This window comes from Streptomyces sp. NBC_01314, assembly GCF_041435215.1.
In the GTDB taxonomy this organism is placed as follows: Bacteria; Actinomycetota; Actinomycetes; order Streptomycetales; family Streptomycetaceae; genus Streptomyces.
The window spans coordinates 3,610,476-3,630,090 of record NZ_CP108394.1; the positions used below are offsets into that span (position 1 = coordinate 3,610,476).

Consider the following 19,615-nt stretch of genomic DNA (forward strand, 5'->3'; position numbering starts at 1 on the left):
AGGATCCGCCCGATCGTCGGCCATCGACAGCTGTCACGCATCCGTGCCGCAGATCTCAGACAGATGTATGAAAGCCTGGGTGATGCTTCTCGAAGGCCTTCGAGAAGACAGTTCCGAGAACGCCGTCGAGAAGTGCGGGAGCGTGCCGAGTGCCGCCGGAAACCGCGTCGCCCCATCCCGTGGGTGACTACCAGGACCTCGTCGACGAGATCTCCGAGCTGCTCGGCGCCCCGGCGACGCTGGAGAACCGCGACTTCGAGCTGATCGCCTTCGGCGCGTACGACAGCGAGGGCGACCTCGATCCGTCGGACCTGGACCCGGTCCGCACCCGGTCGATCCTGACCCGCCGCTCGACGACGGCCGTACGGGAGTGGTTCGAGGGCTTCGGCATCACCCGGGCGACGGCCCCGGTCCGCATCCCCCCGACTCCGGCGGCCGGGGTGCTCCGGGGCCGCATCTGCCTCCCCGTACGCCATCGGAGTGTCGCCCTCGGGTACGTCTGGCTCCTGGACGGCGACCCGGGCCCGACCGCCGCCCAGCTGTCCGCGGCCATGGCGGTCGCCTCCCGCATCGGCGCGCTCCTCGCGGACGAGGCCCAGGCCGGCGCCGACCTCACCCGGGAGCTGCGGGCGGTCCTGACCGCCGAGCGCGACTGGGAGCGCGACATGGCGGTGGCGGAGCTGCGCACGGCCCTCGGCCCGCGCGGCGACGGCGTCCACACGATGGTGTGCGTGGCCCCCTGGCCGTCCGCCGACCCGGACGACGCCCCGTCCTTCCGTACGGTGCCGGGCGCGACCGCGCTGTGCACGGTGCCGTGGGGCGCGGCGGGCCGGGGCCTGGCCCTGCTGGTGCGGCTCCGCTCGGCGGACGTACCGGCCCCGGCGCTCACGGCCGCCGCCCGGCTTCTGGAGCGCGCGGGCACGCACGCGGCGGCGGGCGTCTCGGGCGCCCGCGCGGGCCTCGCCGAACTGGGCACCGACTGGCGGGAGGCCTCGGCCGCGGCCCGCGCGGCGCTGGCGGAGCCCAGGCTGGGCCCGGTCGCCGAGTGGCGTTCCATCGGCCCGTACCGTCTGCTGACGGCGCTCCCTCCCGACGCCCCCCAGGACCCCTGCGTCCGCCTCCTCCTCACCCCCGCCCACCGCGAACTCGCCCACACCGCCGAGGTGTTCCTCGACCGCGCGGGCCAGGCGGGCCGCACCGCCGCCGAGTTGGGCATCCACCGTCAGACCCTCTACTACCGCCTCTCCCGCGTCGAGCAGCTCACGGGCCTGCACCTGACCGACGGCGAGGACCGGCTGCTGCTCCACATGGCGCTGAAGGCGGCGCGGCTCTGACGCGTTCCGCCACCCGTCCCGGTGGCGGAAAAGCGCGCTTCTGAAAATGATTGTCATCGTGCTACGGTCGGGCACGTTGAATCTTTGACCACGCCTTTACTCGGAGTGTTCCGTGCGCCTCCCGGCCCGTTTCGTCCCTCTCACCGCGGTCACCACCGCGGCCTCCGCCCTGCTCACGGGCTGTTTCTCGTCGACGGGCACCGACGGCGGCGGCGCCTCGGGCGAGGGCAGGCGCATACGGATCGCGATGATGCAGCCGCCCCGCTCGGGCCTGTCGCCGCTGTCCGACGACGCCTTCAAGCTGTCGCGCTGGTCGACCGCCGAGACCCTGGTGAAGCTGGACGCGGAGGGCGACGCGCAGCCCGCGCTGGCCACCGGGTGGAAGCGGTCCGGCAAGAAGTGGACGTTCACGATCCGGGACGGCGTGACGTTCCACGACGGGACGAAGCTGACGGGCGAAGCCGTCGTCAACTCCCTCACCGAGGCGGCGACCGCCGCTCCCAAGCCCCGCATTCTCGACGGCGTGGAGCTGACCGCGAAGGCCGACGGCGACACCGTCACCGTCACCACGGGCACCGAGGACCCGCTGGTCCCGCAGCGCCTCAGCTCACCGCAGTTGTCGATCCTCGCGGCGAAGGCGTACGAGGGGAAGACGGTGAACCCGGTGGGCGCCGGCACCGGCCCCTTCGAGCTGACCAAGGTGAACGGCACCTCCTCGGCCGCTCTCGACCGCTACGACGGCTACTGGGACGGCAGGGCCAAGGCCCCCGGCATCGATGTGACGTTCGTGCCCGACGGCACCGCCCGCGCGGCCTCCCTGCGCAGCGGCGAGGCCGACATCGTCGAGGCGGTCCCGGTGTCGCAGGCCGCCGTGCTCGACCAGGACCTGATCACCGAGGTCCCGATGCCCCGCACCAACACCCTCTACCTGAACACCCGGAAGGGCGCCTTCAAGGACGCCTCGCTGCGCGCCGCCGCCCGCGAGGCCGTCGACGCGAAGGCGATCGTCGAGGGGGTGTACGAGGGACGGGCCGATGTCGCCGAGGGGCTGCTCGGTCCCGCGCTCCCCTGGGCCGCCGAGCTGCGGTCGACGGCGAAGCGCGCGAAGGCGGGTGACCCCTCCGGCAGGTCGATCACCATCGGCACCTTCACCGACCGCGCGGAGCTGCCCGAGGTCGCGGCCACGCTGCAGCAGCAGCTGCAGAAGGCCGGGTTCAAGGTGAAGCTCGACGTGCGCGAGTACGCGAACATCGAGTCCGACGCGCTGGCGGGCGAGTTCGACGCGTTCATCCTCTCCCGGGCGACGGTCCTCGACTCCGGCGACCCGGCCGCGTACCTCTACAGCGACTTCGCCTCCGACGGCTCCTTCAACATCTCCCAGCTCGCCGACAAGACCGTCGACGCGGCCCTCGGCAAGGCCTCCGACACCACCGCCGGTGACGCCCGCCGCCAGGCCGTCATCGACGCCGAGGCCGCCGTCCTCACCACCGACGCGGCCGTGCCGCTGCTGCACGAGCGGGTCATCCAGGGCGACGCGGCCGGAGTCGTGGACGCCGCGCACGACCCGCGCGAGCGGGAGCTGGTCACGGCGGACACCTACATCAGGTGAAGCGATCCGTGGGGAAGCCGACCGGTCCGGCGCGGGCCGGACGTGCCGACGGGGAGCGGACCGACCCCTCACCCGTAGGACGTGCCATGGGCAGTTCGGCCGCCTGGTCGCCCGTGGGACGTGCCGTGAGGTACGCCGGGAAGTGGGTCGGTCCCGCCGGGCTCACCCGCCTCGTCTGTCTCCTCGCCGTCCTCACCGTCGTCGGTCTGCTGCCGTGGCTGTCCGGACGGGACCCCGCGCTGACCGTGCTGCGTGCCCGGTCCGCCGAGCAGGAGGCGACACCCGAGGCGCTGGCCTCGATCCGTGAGAACCTCGGCCTGGGCGCGGGTCCCCTTTCCCTGCTGGGGAACTGGGCCTCCGGACTGCTGCGCGGCGACCTCGGCACCTCGTGGGTGTCGGGCACGGACGTGCTCCCCTCGGTGGTCTCCGGCCTCCAGGTCTCCCTCGGTCTGATGGGCGCCGCCTTCGCCGTCGCGGTGCTGCTGGCCTGCGCGCTGGTCGCCCCGGTGCTCGTACGGGGCCGGGGGTCGGCCGGCGCGTTCGCCGCGATGCTCGCCGCCGTGCCCGAGTTCCTGCTGGCCACGGTGGCGTTGCTGGTGTGCGGGGTGTGGCTTGGCCTGCTGCCGACGGCGGGCTGGGCGGGCCCCGAGTACCTGGTCCTGCCCGCGATCGCGCTCGGAGTCCCGGCCGGCGGTCTGCTGGGCCGCCTGGTCGCGGACGCGCTGCCCGCCGTGCTCGACGAACGCTGGGTCGAGCTGTGGCGTGGCGCGGGCGTGAGCCGTGCCCGTGTCTCGGCGGCCGCGCTGCGCCGCGTACTGCCGCCCCTGGTACCGCAGTTCGGCATGGCCGCCGTCGGCCTGACGGGCGGCGCGGTCGCCGTGGAGACGGTGTTCGCGGTGCCCGGCATCGGCCGTACGGCACTGGGCGCGGCCAAGTCCCAGGATCTCCCCCTCCTCCAGGGCTCGATCCTCGCCCTCCTCGCCCTCGGCCTGGTCACGGGCGCCCTGGCCGCCCTGGCCCGGCGCCGCCTCCTCGGCCCCGCCCTGGGCGACGCGGGCCTCACCCTCCCGCAGGCCCGCCCGGTCCGCGCCCACCCCGCGATACCGCTCGCCCTGGCAACCGTCCTCCTGGTCACCATCGGCTGGGGCCTGCTGCGCGACCCCTACTCCGTGGACACCACCGCCCGCCTGCTTCCGCCCACCTGGGCACACCCGCTCGGCACGGACGGGCTGGGCCGTGACGTGCTGGCCCGCCTCGGTCACGGCGCGGCCTCCACGGTCGGCACGGCGGCGGCGGTCTGCGTGCTGAGCCTCCTCGCCTCCCTCGCGCTCGGCTTCCTGCCCGGCGTGGCCGCGGGCGCGGCCGACATCGCCAACGCGCTGCCGCCGGTGATCGTCGGCATCCTCGTCGCCGCGGCGGCCGGCCCCGGCACGGGCGGCGCGGCGCTCGCCGTGGCCCTGATCTCCTGGCCGGCCCTCTCCGCCCACGCGGCGGCACTGGTCCAGGAGGTCCGCGCGTCCACCTTCCTGACCGCCCAACGGGCCATCGGCGCGAGCCCGTTGTGGATCCTCACCCGGCATGTGCTCCCGTCCGTCGCCGCCCCCGTCACCCGCCACGCGGTCCTCCGCCTGCCGGGCATCGCCCTGGCCCTCGCCTCTCTCGGCTTCCTGGGCCTCGGCGCCCAACCGCCCGCCCCCGAGTGGGGGTTGCTCCTTGACGAGTCCCGCGCGTACGTGGAACGCGCCCCGTGGGCAGCGCTGGCCCCGGCGGTCGCCCTGGCCCTGCTGGCCGGTCTCGCGGTGTCGGGAGCGGCGTACGCGCAGACGCGCACGGGTCGCCGTACGAGGAAGACCGGCCGGGCGCGCACGGTGAAGGGGGAGGTGTCCGGTGCAGTCTCAGCCGAAGTCTGACGACCCGCAGAAATCTGGCGTACTGCCGAAGTCTGGCGCACTACCGAAGGCTGGCGTCCCGCCGGAGTCGGACGTCCCGCCGAAATCTGGCGCACTGCCGAAGTCCGACCTCCCGCCGGAGTCGGACGTACTGCTGTCTGTCCGCGGGCTGCGGATCGCGTTCGACGGGGTGGAGGCCGTGCGCGGGCTGTCCTTCGACGTCCGGCCGCGCGAAGTGCTCGCCCTGGTCGGCGAGTCGGGCGCGGGCAAGTCCCTGACGGCCCGCGCGCTGCTGGGGATGCTGCCCAGGGGCGCGACGACGAGCGGCACCGTACGGCTGCGCGGTGACACGGACCTGGCCGCCCAGCGCGGCCGCCGTATCGCGCTCGTCCCGCAGGACGCCCTCTCCGCCCTCTCCCCCGTGCACCCCGTGGGCGACCAACTCGCCGCCGCCGTCAGGTCGGTGGCGGGTGTCTCGCGCAAGGAGGCCCGGGCACGGGCGGTCGCCGCGCTCGACCGGGTGGGGATCCCCGACGCCGTACGCAGAGCGCGGGCGTATCCGCACGAGTACTCCGGCGGCATGCGCCAGCGGGCCGTGATCGCGATGGCGACGATCAACGAACCGGATGTCGTCGTCGCCGACGAGCCCACGACCGCGCTCGACGCGGAGCTGCAGGAACAGGTGCTCCGGGTCCTCGGCGAACAGCGGGAGGCGGTGGGCGCCGCGCTCGTGCTGGTCACCCACGACCTGGGCGTGGTCCGGGCACACGCCGACCGCGTGCTGGTCATGTACGCCGGCCGCCAGGTCGAACAGGGCCCGGTGAAGGGCGTGTTGGGGCGCCCCCGAGCGCCGTACACGGCGGGCCTGCTGGCGTCACTGCCACCGGACGACGGCGACGACGCCGGCTCGGACGGTCTGGTCGGTCCGGTCGGCGGCGGTCGTGACCACGGCGGTGAGGACCCGCGTCCCGCCGCCGGTCGCCGTCGCCGTCGGCTGCCCTCCATCCCCGGCTCCCCGCCCACCCCCGACGCCCTCCCGCCGGGCTGCGCCTTCGCGCCGCGCTGTCCGCTCGTCGCGGACCGCTGCCGTGGGGAGGAACCGGAGCCGCGGGCCGCCGACGAGGGTCATGAGGTCTCCTGCCACCGCTGGGACGAAGTCCCTTGTCCCCCGACCGAGTTGTTCCAGGAGGCCGAGGCCGTATGAACCGGAGTGACCCCCTGCTCGACGTACGCGACCTGGTCGTCCGCTACGGCACCGTCACCGCCGTCGACCGGGTGTCGTTCACGGTGGAGGCGGGCGAGACCCTGGCCCTGAACGGCCCGTCCGGCTGCGGCAAGTCCTCCACGGTCGCCGCCGTGCTCCAGCTGCGCCGCCCGTACGGGGGCGAAGTCCGTTTCGAGGGACGGGAGTTGACGACGCTCACCGAACGCGAACTGCGCCCGCTCCGCCCCCTTGTGCAGCCGGTCTTCCAGGATCCGTACGGCTCGCTCAGCCCTCGCCACCGCATCCGGGACGCGGTGGCGGAACCCCTGCGCGTTCAGGGCCGCTGGGACGCGACGGGCCCCGCCCGGGTGGCCGGACTCCTCGACCGGGTCGGCCTGGACCAGGCCTACGGCGACCGCTTCCCGCACGAGCTGTCCGGGGGCCAGTGCCAACGCGCCGGTATCGCGAGGGCGTTGGCCTCCGAGCCCCGTCTGCTGGTCCTCGACGAGCCGGTGTCCGCCCTCGACCCCTCCGTCCGGGCCGGGGTCCTCAACCTGCTCGCCGACCTCCAGGACGCGTTGAACCTGGGATACCTGTTCATCTGTCACGATCGCGCAGTCGTACGCCACTTCGCGGACCGCTCGATCGAGATGCGCGCCGGGAGGCTCGTACCGGCCTAGGCGGATTCACCCCGATCCGTCGCCGAACAACAGCCGATCATCAACCGATCACGTGCGCCACAACTCCGAACAGCATGCACACAGCAACCTTTAGGCTACTTCCGTCGGTCAGCCCATCGGGGCGACCGGCCGGGGGACCAGGGGATCAGGGGGACGTGGGCGTTGAACAACGCGACTGAGGTGTTCCAGCCGCTCCAGGCGGACGACCCGCCGCAGGTGGCCGGCTACCGTCTGGCCGCCCGGCTCGGCGCGGGCGGCATGGGACGGGTCTACCTGTCGCACACGCAGGGCGGCCGGCCGGTGGCGATCAAGGTGGTGCGCCCGGAGCTGGCCGACGACCCGGCCTTCCGGCGGCGGTTCGGGCGGGAGATCAAGGCGGCCCGGCGGGTCCGGGGCGCGTACACCGCCGAGCTGATCGACGCCGACGCGGACGGCGTACCCCCGTGGCTGGCCACGCTGTACGTGCCGGGCCCCTCCCTGGCGGAGGCCGTCGCCCGGCGCGGGCCGCTGCCGGTGCCCGCGGTGCTGTGGCTGATGGCGGGGGTGGCCGAGGCGCTGCAGGCCATCCACGACGAGGGCATCGTGCATCGCGATCTGAAGCCGTCGAACGTGCTGCTGGCCGCCGACGGGCCCCGGGTGATCGACTTCGGTATCTCGCTGGCCTCCGGGCTCACCTCGAACACCGCCACGGGCACCGCGGTCGGCACGCCCCAGTTCATGGCTCCCGAGCAGGCGACCGGGGGTGACGTCACGACGGCCACCGACGTCTTCGCGCTGGGCCAGACCGCGGCGTTCGCGGCACTGGGCGTGCCGCTGTACGGGGACGGCCCCTCGGTCAGCGTGCTGTACCGGATCGTGCACTCGGAGCCCGACCTGTCCGTGCTGCCCGAGCAGCTCCGCCCGATGATGGCCCGGTGTCTCGCCGTCGACCCGGTGGACCGGCCCACCCCGGCGGAGGTCGTCGAGTGGTGCCGGCAGCGGCTGGGCCGGGACGCCGACGCGGGCGGCGGCCCGGCCGTCTGGCGGGAGGTCACGGGGCCGGAGGTCGCGGCTCCGCCGCCGGTCCTCGCCCCCACCCCGGTGCACACGATGCCGTTGCTCGCACCGCCGCACCCGATGGGGCCGACGGCGTGGACAGGCCCGACGAGGCTGACCGGACCGATGGGACCGGCCGAGCGGCGGGTCCGCCGACGACGGACCGCGCTGATCACGGCCGTCGCCGTGAGCGCGGGCGCGCTGCTGCTGACAGGCATGGCGTGGACGGTCAAGGAAGGGGTGGACCGGTACCGCGACCGGAACACGGTTTCCTCCTCGACGCCCGGTGCGGGCGGGTCCGCACGGTCCTCGGCGTCCCCGTCGGCATCGGCTGCGGGCTCAGGGGCGGACACGGCGGACTCGGAAACCGGTGACCGGACGCCGAAGACGACGAGCCCCTCGCCGACCGTGCCGGGGAAACCGCAACCCACCGCCTATCCCGGGCAGTTCCTGACCCGGAAGAACTCTCTCGACGTCCGGAAGGGGGAGCTGCGCGAGGACCGCAAGGGGGACGTCCGCTTCACCTGCGAGGAGATCGGCTGCGCGCTGGAGAGCGACACCAGCGTGATCACGATGATGTACGCCGATCCCGGCGCCACCCTGGACACGTGCCGTATCGCCCTCACCGGTGCCAAGAGCCACAGCTTCACTCTCGCCGGGGCGGCGGCCGGCAGCGAGTTCTGCGTCGAGCACCCTTCCGGAGACATCGCCCTGCTGGTGATCCAGGTGAAGGCGACCGCGCTCGGGGACGACGAGGCAAGCTTCGTCACCGCGGACATGACGCTCTGGCGGGCGGCCTAGCAGACGGCCCGGGGGTGTTCGCTTCGCCCGAGGCAGGTGCCCGGGCCTAGGCCAGGGCACCCCCCGCGCCCCCGCGCTTCGCCGCGGTCTCCATCACCCGGCGGAGCCCCTCGGCGAGTTGGCCGGCCTCGGGGGCGCTCGGCGGGTCGAAGGTCCACTGGGCGATCAGCCCGGTCATCAGGGTCACGAAGAACGCGCCCAGGGTGTCCACGTCCTGTTCCGTGGCGTCCTCCTCCCGGCCGCCCATGAACATCGGGATCAGGCCCCGCGCGGCCTCCCGCTGCGCCAGCGCCAAGTGGTCCCGCAACTCGGGCATCTGGTCGCCCATCACGATGATCTCCATGCTGAGCCGCCACATCGAACCGGGCCCCCGCATGGTGTCGATGATGTTCCCCCACACCTCCTGGAACCGTTCGACCGACCCGGGCTCGGCACCGCCCGTCGCCGGTTCCTCCGCGTCGAAGGCCTCGGACAGGTCTCCGACCAGGGCCACGTACGCCTGCGCCAGCAACGTGTCCTTCGAGCCGTAGTGGTAGCCGATCGACGCCAGGTTCGTCCCCGACTCCTTGACGATGTCGCGCGCCGTCGTCCTCGCGAACCCCTTCGCCAGCAGGCAGCGCTTGGCGCCTTCGAGCAGATCCTCACGGTGTCCCATGACGGTCAGCGTAGCCCTGTGGCCATACACGCGTCCCAGACGAGCGTCTGAGACGCCCGTTTTGGACACTCGACTTATACAACTGTTTTATACGCACGTACTAGACGATCGTATAAGACGCCCGTACAGTCACCGGCATGACGACGAACAACACTCCAACGGCGCGAGCCGGACGCCGCGAATGGACCGCCCTCTGCGTCCTGATGCTTCCGCTGCTGCTGGTCTCGATGGACGTGTCGGTGCTGTACTTCGCGGTCCCGGCGATCAGCGCGGATCTGGAACCGAGCGGCACCCAACTGCTGTGGATCTTCGACATCTACGCGTTCGTGCTGGCCGGGCTGCTGATGACGATGGGCTCGCTCGGTGACCGCATCGGCCGCCGCCGGCTCCTGCTGTTCGGCGCGGCGGCGTTCGGCACGGCATCGCTGGTGGCCGCGTACGCGAACAGCGCCGAGACACTGATCGCGGCGCGCGCGGTGCTCGGTGTCGGAGGCGCGACGCTCATGCCGTCGACGATGGCGCTGACCCGGACGATGTTCACGGACCCCGGCCAGCGGGCGAAGGCGATCGGCATCTGGTCGGGTGTGATGGCGACGGGCATCGCGCTCGGCTCGGTGCTCAGCGGTCTGCTGGTGGAGTACTTCTGGTGGGGCTCGGTCTTCCTGGTGAACCTGCCCGCGATGGCGCTGCTTCTGCTGCTCGGCCCGCGACTGCTGCCCGAGTCGAGGAACCCCGACGCCGGCCGCTTCGACCTGCTGAGCGTCCCGCTGTCCATGGCGGCCGTCCTGCCCGTCGTCTACGGCCTCAAGGAGATCCCGACGGAGGGCTGGAACGTGCGGTACGTGATCTCGCTGACCGTGGGCCTGTGCTTCGCGGCCCTGTTCGTCCACCGCCAGCGCACCACGGCCTCCCCCCTCATCGCCCCCGCGCTGTTCCGCGGCCACGGCTTCACCCCGGCGCTCGTGCTCAACCTCGTCGCGGCCTTCGGGATGATGGGGTCGGTCTACTTCACGACCCAGTACCTCCAGTCCGTCCTCGGCAAGAGCGCGCTGGAGGCCGCGCTGTGGGGCCTGCTCCCCTCCGTACTCGTCGGCGTCGCCGCACCGGTCACGACGCTCCTCGTCCAGCGGGGGGTGAACCGGGCGTACGTCGTCTCCGCGGGCTTCGCGACCGCCGCGTGCGGTTACGCGCTGCTGGTCGTCGCCGGCACCGACTCCCTCTGGCTGGTCCTCGCCGGCGCCGGTGTCCTGGCCGCCGGCATCGTCACCGTCCTCTCCCAGATGACCGACCTCGCCCTCAGCGCCGCCCCCGTGGAACGCGCCGGCTCCGCGTCCTCCCTCCTGGAGACGAGCCAGGAGTTCGGCGGCGCCCTCGGCATGGCCACCCTCGGCTCCATCGGCACCGCCCTCTACCACCACGAGATGCCGGCCTCCGCGCCCGAACCGGCCCGCGAAACCCTCGGGGGCGCCCTCGCGGTGGCCGACCAGCTGCCCGGCCCCGCGGCCGAGTCCCTGACGGCAGCGGCCCGAGCCGCCTTCACCACCGGTATGCAGGGCGCGGCGACAGCGGGGGCCGTCGTGCTGCTGGCGGCCGCGGTGCTGGCGCTCGGGGCGCTGCGCGGGGTGCGGGTGCGGGATCGCGAGGAGGAGAAGAGCCTGGTCAGGACGGCGAGCCAGTCGTGATCAGGCCCTCCCGGTACGCGATGGCCACGGCCTCCGTACGGCTCGCCGCCCCCAACTTGGCCAGGATGTTGGACACATGCACACTCGCTGTCTTCCCGGTGATGAACAGCTCGTCGCCGATCTGCCGATTGGTGCGCCCGAGCGCGAGCAGCCGAAGGACATCGCTCTCCCGCGCGGTGAGCGAGGGGACGTCCTTCTCCCCCGTGACCTCCGCCAGCCGCCCCCGACGGACGAGCGCGTCCAGGGCGGCGCGCAACGGAACGGCCCCCAGCCGGTCGGCGGTCTCCCCCACCGCCCGCGCCTCGGACACGGCCTCCTCCCGGGCGCCCGCCCCCAACAACGCCTCCGCCAGCCGCAGTCGGCACCGGGCCCGCTCGTACGGATCGCCGAACGCGAACGCGTCCACCGCCCTGCGCCAGGCCCCCACATCGGGCCCGGTGCTCACCCGGGCCCACTCCGCCTCGGCCCGCGCCAGCCAGGCCAGCCCTTCCGGTCCCTGCCCGCTCCCGTCGTCATCCGCCTCGGCGGCGGTGGCCCGCGCCGCCTCCACCAGCTCCTCGCCCGTGGCGGCCCAGCCCCGCGCGCCCTTCTCGTCCCCGGCCGACCGGCGCTCCGCCACCGCGTCGGCGATCGCCCCGAGGGCCAGCGCGGCCAGTCGGACGGTCGCGTCGGGCCGGGATCCGGACTCGTCGGAGAGGGCGGCGACGGTCGTCCTGAACTGCGCGACCGCGGTCTCCGGATCGCGGCGCAGGACGGCCGCCTCGATGAGCACGACGCCCGCGACGAGGCCGGCCATCCAGTCGTACGACCCGTCCAGAAGGGTCCGGGCCCGCTCCGCGGCGGTCTCGTCGCCGCGGGCGAGGGCGACGTACAGGGCGGGACCGGCCGCGTGGCCGGCCGTGGCGGGCAGCCGGTCGGTGTCGGCGGCCGAGCGGGCGCACTCGTCCCAGCGGCCCAGGGTGTAGAGGCAGAGGGAGTGGAGGTAACGCATCTCCACCGGGTACGGGGAGGACAGCAGGCCGGTGCGGCCCGCGCGGTCCAGCCCCTCGGAGAGCCAGCTGAGGCATTCCTCCAGGTCACCGGATTCGTAGCAGCCCATGGCGAGGTTGAACAGGGCACGCATCTCCACGGGGAGGTTGCCCGCGCGGCGGGCCAGCTCGCGGGCGTCGCGCAGCCGCGCCCGGCCCTCCGGCGTCGACCGGTTGCTCCGGGGGTGGAGACCGACCAAGGAGATGATCAGGTCGGCCTGGGCGTCGCCCAGTTCGAGCCGCTCGGCGACGGGCAGCGCACCACTCGCGACCCGCCCGGCCTCCTCGTCCTCCCCCACGTACCGCGCCGCCATCACATGCGTGGCCGCCGCCCACACCCAGGTACGGGACGGGGGCTCGGCGGGGATCATCTCCAGCGCCTCGCTGCTGTAGCGGAACGCGGCCTTCAGGCTGTCCACGCGCATCAGGTCACCGGCGAGGGTGTAGCGGACCCGGGCGGCCAGCTCGGAGTCCGCGTCCGGACCCGCTCCGGCGAGCGCCGCGCGGGTGAGGGTGACCGCCCGGTGGTTGTCCCCGGCGCGCGCGGCGGCGGACGAGGCGCGCAGGGTGAGGGTGACCGTGTCGAGGTCCTGGGGCCGGGCCCCGGCACCCACGGACGACCACAGGTCGAGGGCGCCCTCCAGATGCCGCAGCTCCTCGGCGGGCGCCCCGATCCCGTGCGCGTGGTCGGCTGCCTCGACGGACGCCGTCAGCGCGTCGGCGAGGTCATGGCTCTCGCGCGAGTGGTGGGCGCGCTCGGCGCTCTCCCCGGCCCGGCCCCGGCGGGCCAGCAGCCCGGCGAACACCCGGTGCAGCCGGACCCGTTCACCCGGCAGCAGATCCGCGTAGACCGCCTCCCGGATGAGGGCGTGCCGGAACTGATACGTCGATCCCTCGCCCGGCAGCAGCAGTTGCCGGCCGACCGCCTCCCGTAGAGCCGACTCCAGCTCGTCCTCGGGGAGTTGGACGGCGTCCCGCAACAGATCGTGCCCGACCCTGCGGCCCGCCACCGCCGCCGTGCGCACCACCTGCTGGGCGGCACCGGGCAGTTGCTCGATCCGGATCAGCAGGACGTCGGCCAGCCCGCTCGGCAGCACCGCCCCCGGCTCGTCCGCCGTCGCGGCCAGCAACTCCTCCGCGTAGAACGCGTTGCCCTCCGCCCGCTCGACGATCCGGCCGACCGTGGCCTCGGACAGCGGCTCGGCGCGCAGCGAACGCACCAGCCGCGCGACCTCCGGGTCCGGCATCGGCCTCAGGTCCAGCCGCTCCACGGCGGGCAGCCGCACCAGCTCGGCGAGCAGGGGGCGCAGTGGGTGGCGGCGGTGCAGGTCGTCCGCGCGATACGAGGCGAAGACGGCGAGGCGGTGGGCCGGGGCGCCGGGGGCGGGGTGCTGGAGCACGGCCCGGCTGAGCAGGAAACGCAGCAGATCCCGCGAGGACTGGTCGGCCCAGTGCAGGTCCTCCAGCACGAGCAGGACGGGCGTCGTCCCGGCGAGGTCCGTCAGTAGCGCGGCGATGCCCTCGAAGAGCTGCAGCCGGTCACCGCCGTCCGCGCCGCCGCCGAGGAGCCGTGCTGTCGCCGGATGCGCCTGGAGGAGCGGGGCGAATCGCTCGTCCGCGGCCAGGGCACCGAGGATCTCCGTGAACGGCAGGTACGGCAGACCGACATCACCGAGGTCCACGCAGTGCCCGGTGAACACGGCCGTCCCCTCGCCCACCGCGTACGCCGCCGCCTCCGCCAGCGTCCGGCTCTTCCCCACGCCCGCGTCCCCCGCGACCAGCACGGCCCGCGGCTCACCGCGCCCGGCCCGGTCCAGTACGTCCCTCAACCGGGCCATCTCGGTGTCCCGCCCGACGAACGGCGCGTGGAATATGTTCTGCGGCACCCGGCCATCCTGGCACGCACCACCACACCCACCCCCACACCGCCGGGCTTCCTCGCCACGCCGCCCCCTGAAATGGGGCGCGGCGCAAAAAGGCGGGGCCCGGCCACCCCAGGTGACCAGGCCCCGCCGACGCGTGAACGAACCTCAGACCAGGTTCACCGAGCGGGCGGACGTCGCGCCGATCTCCTCCGCGACCTCCACGAGCACCGGCTGGGGAACCGTGTCGTCGACGGTCAGCACGGCGAGCGCCTCGCCGCCCGCCGTGGAGCGGGCCACCTGCATACCGGCGATGTTGATCCCGGCCTCGCCGAAGATCCGGCCGACGGTGCCGACGACACCGGGACGGTCGACGTAGCTGAGGACGACCATGTGGTCGGCGAGCGCGAGGTCCACGTCGTACTCACCGACCGCGACGATCTTCTGGTGGTGCTTCGGCCCGGCCAGCGTGCCGGACACCGACACCTCCTCACCACTGCTGAGCGTGCCGCGCACGGTGACGACGTTGCGGTGGTCGGGCGACTCGGAGCTGGTGGTCAGCCGGACCTCGACGCCACGCTCCTGGGCGAACAGCGGAGCGTTGACGTACGACACCGTCTCGTCGACGACGTCCTCGAAGACGCCCTTGAGGGCGGACAGCTCCAGCACCTTCACGTCGTGCTGGGTGATCTCGCCGTACACCTCGACGTCGAGGCGGACGGCGACCTCACCGGCCAGCGCGGTGAAGATCCGGCCGAGACGCTCGGCGAGCGGCAGGCCCGGCTTGACGTCCTCGGCGATGACACCGCCCTGCACGTTCACCGCGTCCGGGACCAGCTCACCGGCGAGGGCGAGGCGGACGGAACGGGCGACCGCGATGCCCGCCTTCTCCTGAGCCTCGTCGGTGGAGGCGCCCAGGTGCGGGGTGCAGACGACCTCGTCCAGCTCGAACAGCGGCGAGTCGGTGCACGGCTCCTTGGCGTACACGTCGAGGCCCGCGCCCGCGACCCGGCCCTCCTTGAGCGCCGAGTACAGCGCGGCCTCGTCGACGATCCCACCGCGCGCGGCGTTGACGATGCGCACCGACGGCTTGACCTTGCGCAGCGCCTCGTCGCCGATGAGACCGACCGTCTCGGGGGTCTTCGGCAGGTGGACGGTGATGAAGTCGGAGACCTCGAGGAGCTCGTCCAGCGTCAGGACCTTCACGCCCATCTGCGCGGCGCGCGCGGGCTGCACGTAGGGGTCGTAGGCGACGACCTTCATGCCGAAGGCGGACATGCGCTGGGCCACCAGGGCACCGATACGGCCGAGGCCCACGACACCGAGGGTCTTCTCGGCCAGCTCCACGCCCGTGTACTTGCTGCGCTTCCACTCGCCGTTCTTCAGCGCCGTGTTCGCCTGCGGGATGTGGCGGGCGGTGGCGAGGAGCAGACCACAGGCCAGCTCGGCGGCGGTCACGATGTTCGAGGTGGGTGCGTTGACGACCATCACGCCGGCCTTGGTGGCGGCGGAGACGTCCACGTTGTCCAGGCCGACGCCGGCGCGCGCGACGACCTTCAGCTTCTTCGCGGCGGCGATCGCCTCGGCGTCGACCTTGGTGGCCGAGCGGATGAGAATGGCGTCGACGTCTGCGATGGCCGGGAGCAGTACGGCTCGGTCCGCTCCGTTGACGTTCCGGATCTCGAAGTCCGGGCCCAGCGCGTCGACGGTGGCGGGCGACAGCTCTTCAGCGATCAGTACGACTGGTTTCGAGCTCACGTGAGTCCTCACAAGTCCAATGCTGCGGACGGCCGTCCCGACGGCCGCAGGCGGTGGAGGGGAGTGACACCCGGAATTCCCCGGTGTCGCTGGGCGCGTGGAAGACGCACGACGCTGTGGGCCTGACGCGTATGTAGTGCAGCAGTGTAGTGGCGCCGGGGGCGTCGCCTCACGCCACTGCGGAAGGATCACCCGGACGTGAAACAAGGCCGGCCGTGGCACCGGGTGAAACCCCGCCACGGCCGACCTCACAAGGTCACGCCTCGTCGTCGTTGACCCACGACATGAGCTTGCGCAGCTCCTTGCCCGTGGTCTCCAGCAGGTGCTCGGAGTCCTGGGTCTTGTACTCGTTGTACTTCTTCAGACCGCCGTGGTACTCGTCCATCCACGCCTGGGCGAAGGTGCCGTCCTGGATCTCGGCGAGGATCTTCTTCATCTCGGCCTTGGTGGCGTCCGTGATGATCCGCGGGCCGGTGACGTAGTCGCCCCACTCGGCGGTCTCGGAGATCGACCAGCGCATCTTCTCCAGGCCGCCCTCGTACATGAGGTCGACGATCAGCTTCAGCTCGTGCAGGCACTCGAAGTACGCGATCTCCGGCTGGTAACCCGCCTCGGTCAGCGTCTCGAAACCGGCCTTGACCAGCGCGGCCGTACCACCGCAGAGAACGGCCTGCTCACCGAACAGGTCGGTCTCGGTCTCCTCGGTGAAGGTCGTCTTGATGACACCCGCGCGGGTGCCACCGATGCCCTTGGCGTACGACAGCGCCAGCGCGAAGGCGTTGCCCGTGGCGTCCTGCTCGACGGCGGCGATACACGGAACGCCGCGGCCCTCCTCGTACTGGCGGCGGACGAGGTGGCCGGGGCCCTTGGGGGCGACCATGCAGACGTCGACGCCGGCCGGGGGCTTGATGAAGCCGAAGCGGATGTTCAGGCCGTGGCCGAAGAACAGCGCGTCGCCGTCGCTGAGGTTGTCCTTGATGGACTCCTCGTAGACCTGGGCCTGGAGCGGGTCCGGGACAAGGATCATGATGACGTCGGCCTCGGCGGCGGCCTCCGACGGGGTCACCACGCGCAGGCCCTGCTCCTCGGCCTTCGCCTTGGACTTGGAGCCCTCGTGCAGACCCACGCGGACATCCGCGCCCGAGTCGCGCAGGGACAGGGCGTGGGCGTGGCCCTGGCTGCCGTAGCCGATGACCGCGACCTTGCGGCCCTGGATGATGGACAGGTCGGCGTCGGCGTCGTAGAACAGCTCGGCCACTTTGGGTTCTCTCCTTGAGTGCAGGTGTTGCGTCCCACCGTATGACGGCGAGCGGAATGAAAGTCTGCGGGTCTCGGTATACGGGCGGCCGAGCGTCACCGGCCGCCCGTATCGAGTGTCAGGCCGACCGGTCCAGGGCGCGCAGCGAGCGGTCCGTGATCGAACGGGAACCGCGGCCGATCGCGATCGTGCCGGACTGGACCAGTTCCTTGATGCCGAACGGCTCCAGCATCTTGAGCATGGCGGTCAGCTTGTCGTTGGACCCGGTGGCCTCGATGGTGACGGCCTCCGGGGAGACGTCGACCGTCTTGGCGCGGAACAGCTGGACGATCTCGACGATCTGGGAGCGCGTCTCGTTGTCGGCGCGCACCTTCACCAGAACGAGTTCCCGCTGAACGGCGGAGCCCGGCTCCAGTTCGACGATCTTCAGGACGTTGACGAGCTTGTTGAGCTGCTTCGTCACCTGCTCCAGCGGCAGTTCCTCGATCACGTTCACCACGATGGTGATGCGGGAGATCTCGGGGTGCTCGGTGACACCGACCGCGAGCGAGTCGATGTTGAAGCCGCGGCGGGAGAAGAGGGCGGCGATCCGGGCCAGGATGCCGGGGGTGTTCTCCACCAGGACGGAGAGCGTGTGCTTGGACATGTCTCGTTCAGTCTCTCTCGCTCAGTCGTCTTCGTTGTCGCCGAAGTCGGGGCGGACGTCCCGGGCGGCCATGATCGTGTCGTTCGAGGTGCCTGCGGCGACCATCGGCCACACCATCGCGTCCTCGTGGACGATGAAGTCGACGACGACCGGGCGGTCGTTGATCGAGTTCGCCTCCTCGATGACCTTGTCGAGGTCGTCCGGGGACTCGCAGCGGATCGCATAGCAGCCCATGGCCTCGGAGAGCTTCACGAAGTCGGGGACGCGGGTGCCGCGGGCGTTCGGATTGACGTCGTCCGGGCCGCTGTGCAGGACGGTGTTGGAGTACCGCTGGTTGTAGAACAGGGTCTGCCACTGGCGGACCATCCCGAGGGCGCCGTTGTTGATGATGGCGACCTTGATCGGGATGTTGTTCAGCGCGCAGGTGGTGAGTTCCTGGTTGGTCATCTGGAAGCAGCCGTCGCCGTCGATCGCCCAGACGGTCTGCGCCGGGGCTCCGGCCTTGGCGCCCATGGCGGCCGGGACCGCGTACCCCATCGTTCCGGCGCCGCCGGAGTTCAGCCAGGTGGCGGGCTTCTCGTACTGGATGAAGTGGGCGGCCCACATCTGGTGCTGGCCGACGCCCGCCGTGAAGATGGTGCCCTCGGGGGCGAGCTGTCCGATGCGCTCGATGACCTGCTGCGGGGAGAGCGAGCCGTCGGCCGGCTGGTCGTAGCCGAGCGGGTAGGTCTCGCGCCAGCGGTTGAGGTCCTTCCACCAAGCGGTGTAGTCGCCCTGGCCGCCCTCGCTGTGCTCCTTCTGCACGGCCTGGATCAGATCGGCGACGACCTCGCGGGCGTCACCGACGATCGGCACGTCGGCGGTGCGGTTCTTGCCGATCTCGGCCGGGTCGATGTCCGCGTGGACGATCTTGGCGAACGGCGCGAAGCTGTCCAGCTTGCCCGTGACCCGGTCGTCGAAGCGGGCACCGAGGGCGACGATCAGGTCGGCCTTCTGCAGTGCGGTGACGGCGGCCACGGAGCCGTGCATACCGGGCATGCCCAGGTGCTGCGGGTGGCTGTCGGGGAACGCGCCGAGCGCCATCAGGGTGGTGGTGACGGGCGCGCCGGTCAGCTCGGCCAGCACCTTCAGCTCGGCCGTCGCGTGCGCCTTGAGGACGCCGCCGCCGACGTACAGGACGGGCCGCTTGGCGGCGGTGATCAGCTTGGCGGCCTCGCGGATCTGCTTGGCGTGCGGCTTGGTCACCGGGCGGTAGCCGGGCAGGTCCATGGTCGGCGGCCAGCTGAAGGTGGTCTTCGCCTGGAGGATGTCCTTGGGGATGTCGACCAGGACCGGGCCCGGGCGGCCGGTGGAGGCGATGTGGAACGCCTCCGCGATCGCCCGGGGGATGTCCTCCGCCTTGGTGACCAGGTAGCTGTGCTTGGTGATCGGCATGGTGATGCCGACGATGTCCGCCTCCTGGAAGGCGTCCGTACCGATCGCCTTCGACGCGACCTGCCCGGTGATCGCGACCAGCGGCACGGAGTCCATGTGCGCGTCCGCGATCGGGGTGACGAGGTTCGTGGCGCCCGGCCCGGACGTCGCCATGCACACCCCGACCTTGCCGGTGGCCTGCGCGTAACCGGTGGCCGCGTGGCCGGCGCCCTGCTCGTGGCGGACCAGCACATGATGCACCCGCTTGGAGTCCATCATCGGGTCGTACGCCGGCAGGATGGTGCCGCCGGGGATGCCGAATACCGTGTCGGCCCCGACCTCCTCGAGAGAGCGGATGAGGGACTGCGCACCCGTGACGTGCTCGACGGGGGTGGACGGTCCTCCGGATCGGGGCCGCGGCTGCGGATGGTGGGCCCCGGTGGCCTGCTCGGTCATCGGCATTCTCTTCTCGATGCTGAGGGTGTTTTGCGAGGTTCGTGCGGTGTGCGGCTAGCGTCTGACTGGTGCCCGTGCAACAAAAAACCCCTCCTTGCCACGAGGCAAGCGAGGGGAGCGCGTCGGGTACGGTCGCTGGGGATTACGGATCACCGTCCGGTGGGTCCCAGCTTCAGCCGACGCGCTTTCCAAGTACGAGGATTCGGGTGCGCATGGCAATGACCCTCTCCCCGGCGCGCACCGTGTGTCAAGTGGGTGGGATGGGAGTCTCACTATGTGAGCGATGGGCACTTCCGCCTCCGTGG

General features: G+C 72.2%; 13 protein-coding genes. 7 read left to right on the plus strand and 6 right to left on the minus strand.

Annotation, left to right across the window (positions count from 1 at the left end; genetic code table 11):
* Positions 1-179 precede the first annotated feature (179 nt).
* The 6 genes from OG622_RS15775 (at position 180) to OG622_RS15800 (ending at position 8,552) form a co-directional block, all read left to right on the plus strand.
* A complete protein-coding gene (locus OG622_RS15775) occupies positions 180-1,334 on the plus strand; it encodes a PucR family transcriptional regulator (RefSeq protein WP_371576723.1) in 1,155 nt (384 codons plus the stop codon).
* Positions 1,335-1,446: 112 nt separating this feature from the next.
* Complete coding sequence (locus OG622_RS15780; RefSeq protein ID WP_371576724.1) at positions 1,447-2,943, plus strand: ABC transporter substrate-binding protein; 1,497 nt, start codon at positions 1,447-1,449, stop codon at positions 2,941-2,943.
* 86 nt (positions 2,944-3,029) lie between these two features.
* A complete protein-coding gene (locus OG622_RS15785; RefSeq protein ID WP_371584106.1) occupies positions 3,030-4,853 on the plus strand; it encodes an ABC transporter permease subunit in 1,824 nt (607 codons plus the stop codon).
* Positions 4,854-5,022: 169 nt separating this feature from the next.
* The gene (locus OG622_RS15790) at positions 5,023-6,036 is read left to right on the plus strand and encodes an ABC transporter ATP-binding protein (RefSeq protein WP_371584107.1); all 1,014 of its coding nucleotides are present in this window, start codon (positions 5,023-5,025) and stop codon (positions 6,034-6,036) included.
* The gene (locus tag OG622_RS15795; protein WP_371576725.1) at positions 6,033-6,716 is read left to right on the plus strand and encodes an ATP-binding cassette domain-containing protein; all 684 of its coding nucleotides are present in this window, start codon (positions 6,033-6,035) and stop codon (positions 6,714-6,716) included. Before OG622_RS15790 ends, OG622_RS15795 begins: the two co-directional genes overlap by 4 nt.
* Before the next feature lie 162 nt (positions 6,717-6,878).
* Positions 6,879-8,552 carry a serine/threonine-protein kinase gene (locus OG622_RS15800; RefSeq protein ID WP_371576726.1) on the plus strand — a complete coding sequence of 558 codons (1,674 nt, stop codon included), beginning with the start codon at positions 6,879-6,881 and terminating at the stop codon, positions 8,550-8,552.
* A gap of 46 nt (positions 8,553-8,598) precedes the next feature.
* Here the strand turns inward: OG622_RS15800 and OG622_RS15805 are convergent, their stop codons facing one another.
* Positions 8,599-9,207 (minus strand): TetR/AcrR family transcriptional regulator, encoded by a 609-nt coding sequence (locus tag OG622_RS15805; RefSeq protein WP_371576727.1) that lies wholly within the window; start codon positions 9,205-9,207, stop codon positions 8,599-8,601.
* 137 nt (positions 9,208-9,344) lie between these two features.
* Between OG622_RS15805 and OG622_RS15810 the strand changes: the two genes are divergently transcribed.
* A complete protein-coding gene (locus tag OG622_RS15810; RefSeq protein ID WP_371576728.1) occupies positions 9,345-10,889 on the plus strand; it encodes an MFS transporter in 1,545 nt (514 codons plus the stop codon).
* Here OG622_RS15810 and OG622_RS15815 read toward each other — a convergent pair.
* From OG622_RS15815 to OG622_RS15835, 5 genes are all read right to left on the minus strand, one after another.
* Positions 10,867-13,755 carry an AAA family ATPase gene (locus OG622_RS15815; RefSeq protein WP_371584108.1) on the minus strand — a complete coding sequence of 963 codons (2,889 nt, stop codon included), beginning with the start codon at positions 13,753-13,755 and terminating at the stop codon, positions 10,867-10,869. The two genes, OG622_RS15810 and OG622_RS15815, sit on opposite strands and share 23 nt — an antisense overlap.
* 192 nt (positions 13,756-13,947) lie before the next feature.
* Entirely contained in the window at positions 13,948-15,537 is a 1,590-nt protein-coding gene (gene serA, locus OG622_RS15820) for a phosphoglycerate dehydrogenase (protein WP_371576729.1), read from the minus strand.
* Positions 15,538-15,793: 256 nt separating this feature from the next.
* Entirely contained in the window at positions 15,794-16,795 is a 1,002-nt protein-coding gene (gene ilvC, locus OG622_RS15825; RefSeq protein WP_371576730.1) for a ketol-acid reductoisomerase, read from the minus strand.
* Between the two features lie 118 nt (positions 16,796-16,913).
* Positions 16,914-17,441 carry an acetolactate synthase small subunit gene (gene ilvN / locus OG622_RS15830; RefSeq protein WP_037695846.1) on the minus strand — a complete coding sequence of 176 codons (528 nt, stop codon included), beginning with the start codon at positions 17,439-17,441 and terminating at the stop codon, positions 16,914-16,916.
* Positions 17,442-17,462: 21 nt separating this feature from the next.
* Positions 17,463-19,310, minus strand: coding sequence for an acetolactate synthase large subunit (locus OG622_RS15835; protein WP_371576731.1), 1,848 nt, complete (start codon positions 19,308-19,310; stop codon positions 17,463-17,465).
* Positions 19,311-19,615: the final 305 nt, after the last annotated feature.